This window comes from Streptomyces sp. MBT53 (assembly GCF_016654115.1).
Taxonomy (GTDB): Bacteria; Actinomycetota; Actinomycetes; order Streptomycetales; family Streptomycetaceae; genus Streptomyces.
This window is the reverse complement of sequence record NZ_JAEQAZ010000345.1, coordinates 1-4976: the sequence shown is the minus strand read 5'-3', so window position 1 is coordinate 4976 and position 4976 is coordinate 1. Positions and strand designations below refer to the sequence as shown.

At 72.7% G+C, this 4976-nt stretch carries 1 pseudogene; it reads left to right on the top strand.

What is annotated here, in order from left to right:
• Window positions 1–43 precede the first annotated feature (43 nt).
• A pseudogene (locus JHN45_RS50385) lies at window positions 44–4976 on the top strand (hypothetical protein); the annotation flags it as partial.

Sequence of the window (4976 nt, the reverse complement as noted above, 5' to 3'; positions counted from 1 at the left end):
CTCCGAGGGCATCGCCCCGGCACCCGTGGTTCTCACCCCCTCCGTGAGCCCCAACACCGCCCCGGATCCTGGCAGTTACGCGGACTCGCGGGCCGGGGCGATGCCCTCGGAGCGGAGTCATACCTGGGTCGACCCGGTCTCCCGGCCGCTCGGAGCGGACGGTGCCCGGACCCAGTACGTCGTCCGGGCCGGTTTCGCGGTGCGGCGATTCAGTCACGGTGGTGAGCCGGTCACCGATCTCACCGTCACCTATCAACTCACCGGCAACCCGGGGCTGGGGCCACAGGTCGACGGCGTCCAGCAGCGGCTGACGGACGGTGTGCAGCGGGTGTTCAACACCCCGGGCCACCGGCTGGGCGACGGGAGCCGGCTGCACGTCACCGTCGTACCGGCCGCTCCCGGTGAGACGGCGCATCTCGACGTCACGCTCACCGACCCGGCGGACGGTACCCCGGCCACCCACCACTCATGGCCGGCCGACATCTCCGACTCCGACCTGGCCCACGAGATCGGCCACCAACTCGGACTGCGCGACGAGAGCGGCTTCGACTCGTCCGCCCCGCACCGCGGCGGTACGGCCAGCCTCATGGGCGACCCGACGCTGTTCACGCCCGTGTCGGACCCGTCGTACGCATCGGGCGGGCTGAGGCCCCGTCACCTCGCCCTGATCGGCACGCTGGTCGGCGACCCCGCCGACGACCACCGAGGCACCGGCACCAGTGCCGGTGCTGGTCCGCGCGGACCGGTCAAGGGTGCGCCGGGCGCGGACCCGCCCGCCCCGGTCAAGCCCACCACCGACGCGACCGACACCGGACCGACCCCAGTGGCGACCACGTCCACGCACACGGACCCGACACACACCGCTCCGGCAGAGGCAGAGGCAGAGGCAAAGCCAGAGCCAGAGCCAGAGCCAGAGGCTGAGACCGAGCCCGTCCCCCTGGTGCTGCCGGTCCCGGAGATCACCCTGACCACCCCGGAGGGCGACACCACCGCGCCGAACGAGACGGTGGTCGGCCGTCCCTCCTACCTGGGCGGCTACGGGCAGCGCCACGACGGCCAGGTGGGTCTGGTCATGATGGAGCCGTTCTCGCCGGACCTGGTCGACGGGCTGCACCGCCAGGTGCTCACCGCGCTCGGCAGGCCGAACCCGGGCCCGGACGACGCCGTGCACGCGCAACTCCGGGACGTGCTGTCCGAGCAGCGGTTGACGCAGAACATGCCGTATCTGCGCAGCCTGGGCGGTCACCGGATCGTGCTGAACGTCGACGGCGTCCGCCGTGAGGTGGACGTACGGCTGACGCTCGACAACAGGCGGCCGTCCGTGCGGCAGGGCGCGCTCGACACGAGCGATCCCGACAAGCACGTGGAGCGGCGCGGGCAGGGCACCCGGGAGATCGTCTCCGCGCAGCCGTCCGGTACGTTCTCGACGCTTCCGGTGCCGTGGACCCTCTCGGTACCGGTCGGGGCGGCGGGCGCGGTCCGCGGGGTGGACATCGCGCTGTCCGCGACCATCACCCACAACCAGCTGGAAGGCTCGGCCACCGTCACCCAGGTCGTGCAGACCACCAGTGCCCAGCGCAGCAACGAGCCGTCCCGCGCCTACGACTTCACCGACAACTGGCAGGTGCGCCTGGACACGCCGCCCGCGACCACGGACGTAACCGACGCAACCGATACGGCAGTTGCGCACGACTGGAGTCCGGCCGAGCAGCACGGGTCGGTCACCGTCTGGTTCCCGCAGCACCTCGTGGACGCCGACCGGGAGCACGGCCAGGCACTGCCCGCGCCCGCCGAACTCCGGCAACTGCCCATCTACGGCGTGGACTCGGTGCTCAATCCGCGGCGGCTGTACGAGGGTGCCGCGGAGAACTTCGCCGACGACCTGGACGCCACGGCCTCGGCCCAGCTCGCGGACTTCCTGAGCGAACCGATCCTGCGGGGCACGCTGCCGATGCAGGTCGAGGGCGGGTTGTACTCGCCGGTGCTCACCGACGCGCACGGACGCGCGGTCGGCATGATGCGGCTGGACGCGCGGGTCACCGGGAACACCCCGGTGGCCAAGAGCCTCGACAAGAAGATCAACCTCGAGAGCCATGTCGTCAACGTGGTCAAGAACGACCAGAACACGACGTTCACCAGCGGGGTGACTCTCGCCGGCAGCCTCGGCCCGACCCTCACGACCGACCATCGCCCGGGCCACCCGGACGCCACCCACAGCATCGGCGGCACCGTCAACGCCAAGGGCACCGCCTTCCTCGCGGCGCAGAACGCGTTCGGCACCAGTTCCGTCGCGGGCACCATGCACGCGGTGCGCACTAACCGCAGCCATCTGCTGACCGAGGCCGACGTCGAGTACACCCTCACCCTGATCCGGCCCGACGGCACCATCTCCGCCTACACGCCCGGGAGTTGGACCCACGCGCTCGATCTGCGGGTGCTCAGCGACGCGGACGCCCGGGGCCACGCGCCGACGCCGGACGAGGTCCGCGCGCTGCCGCACGAGCTGGCGACGCTGGAGTCCATCGGGCAGTCCACCGCACCGCTCGGCGTGGACGGTACGGCGACGCTGTTCGCGGACGCGGAGACCTGGCTGCGCGACAACGGCTTCCTGCCCCCGGCGCCACCGGCGGAGGGAACCGCGCCGCAGCGGAGCCGACTGCCCGACGAGAAGCTCGTGCAGGCCCAGTTGAACAATCTGCGGCGGCTGCGGGAGCTGCGTTCCCCGCTCGGGCTGCGCGCGGCGACGGACTCCATGGTGGACGGCGGCCACTCGCTGTTCCTGGAGATCCCCGCGATCACCGGGCGCCGCCGGGTACGGCTCGAACTGGGCGCCCAGCACATCGCGGACGGCCGGCCGGAACACCGCACGGTACTGCCCGACATCCAGGTCATGGGCCTGGCACAGGGCGGAGGCGGCGGCACCGCACGGCTCGGCAACACCTACGGCGGCGGCCTCGGAGCCGGCGGCGGCCTCAACGGGCCCACCCCGCACGGGGGCACCTGGACCCTGAACGGCACCGGCGACTACCAGTACGTCGGCCAGGCCACGCTCGGCAACACCACCGGCAGCACGCTCGGCCACGACCAGTTCTTCATCGCCAGCGGGCAGGACACCCACGAGTTCGCGATCCCGGCCCGCATCACGCTCGACCTGTACGAGGGCCCGGGCCAGGAACCGGTGACCCGGTTCGGCGATGCGCTGCCCGGGCCACGCCCCGCGGACGACGTCGAGGCCGCCCGGGCGCCGGGTGTCGCGGGCACGGTCCGGCTGGCCGTACCGCACGGGCGGACCGTGGACGCCGCGGAGCCCGCGCCGGCCGGTGAGCCGTACACCGTACGGCCCGTCGGGGCGCAGGACACCGCGCGGCTGGCCATGACGGTCACGGGCGACGACGGACAGCCGCATCCGCACCCGGACGTGGTCCGCGTCCCGGACGACGCGCTGATCGACGTGGTGCGTGGTTCGGCGGCGCTGCAGGACGCCTTCCGCCAGATCGTCACCGGAGCCCATGCCCGTGCCCATGCCAACGCGGGTGACGGCAATGGGGCCGCTCCCGCCCCCGCCGGTCCGCCCGGGCGGGTCTCCCGGCTCGTCGGTGACGTCACCGGGTTCCTGAGCAGTTCGCTGGTCGGCAGTCCGTTCACCGACACCACCACGGTGAGCGCCGAGTCCCGCACCACCGCGCTCTCGCCCGGCGCGCTGGTCGGCCGAGGCCACCAGATCTTCAGCGGCACCTACGTGGTCGAGGGACTGACGCTGCCCGGGCTCGGCGCCGACGGCCAGCTCGCGATCGAGATCGAGGCCGTCGCCCACACACCCCGCCACACACAGAGCGTGAACCAGTACCTGGAGACCGGTATCTCCGCCGCCGACACGGCGCAGCAGCTCAAGGGCCTCAGCAAGTCCCACCAGTTCGGCCTCGGCGGCTCGGCCACCCAGAACAACCCGCCGGCTCCCGCCTCCGTGGCGGGGCAGCCCGTCGCCTCCCCGTCCCGCACGCCGTCCCGCTTCAACCCGTCGGGCCGCTACCAGTACGACCGCAAGACCGACAGGCCCGACACCCTCATCAGCGCCACCGCCACCAACCGGACCCCCACCCAGTCCGGCCTCCAGCACCGGATCACGGCCGACGTCACCTACGTGATCACCGTACGGTCCGGACACCGCAACGTGTTCGCCAACTCCCTCGGATTCGGGCCCGGGGAGACCGTCAGGCTCGCCGTGGACGTGCCGCGCGGGCTCCAGTTCCTGATGACGGAGAGTCAACTCCGGCGCGACGCACGGTGGATGGGCGCCGTCACCCCCCGACTGCCCGCCCCCTCGACGATCGGACGGACGAGCCCGTCACTGCCCGAGCGCTACGTCCGCGACGGCACCCTCGGCCTGGCCACGGTCAACTCGGTCACCGAACTCTCCGACCGGGGAACGGGCCCCACGGCGCCCCCGCAGACCGAGCAGCGCTCCCGACTCCAGGACGACGTACGGCAGTTGGTGGACCGCTACGCCCCCGGCGTGACCACCCCCGGCCACGCCTCCTACCTGCCCGGCGTCGCCGCGCTGATCGCCGACAACACCGGTGTCGCCGGGAAGCGCGCGCTGATCGGACGCGGCGGCGGACAGGCCAGGTTCAGTTTCCGGCACCACCGGTTCGGCGGCTCGGCGCTCGTCGAGGTGACGTTCTCGGCACGCCCCACGACCGACGCCGCGCACCGGGGCGGCATACGGGGAACCGCGGTGCCGGGCGACAAGTCCGGTATCGAGCAGTGGGGTTCGCACACGGCGGACGGCCGCTCGCTCTCCTCCTCGGGCAGCCGGCAGCACCGCTTCACCTTCAACCCGACGGCCCGCTTCACCCGCCCCGACGCCGACGACCGCACGGACCGCCTCGGCCCCTCCGGGAGCCTGGCCACCACCTCCGGCAAGGTCGCCAAGCAGGGCCGCACCGCCGAGGACCGGTACTGGCTGCGCACCGACA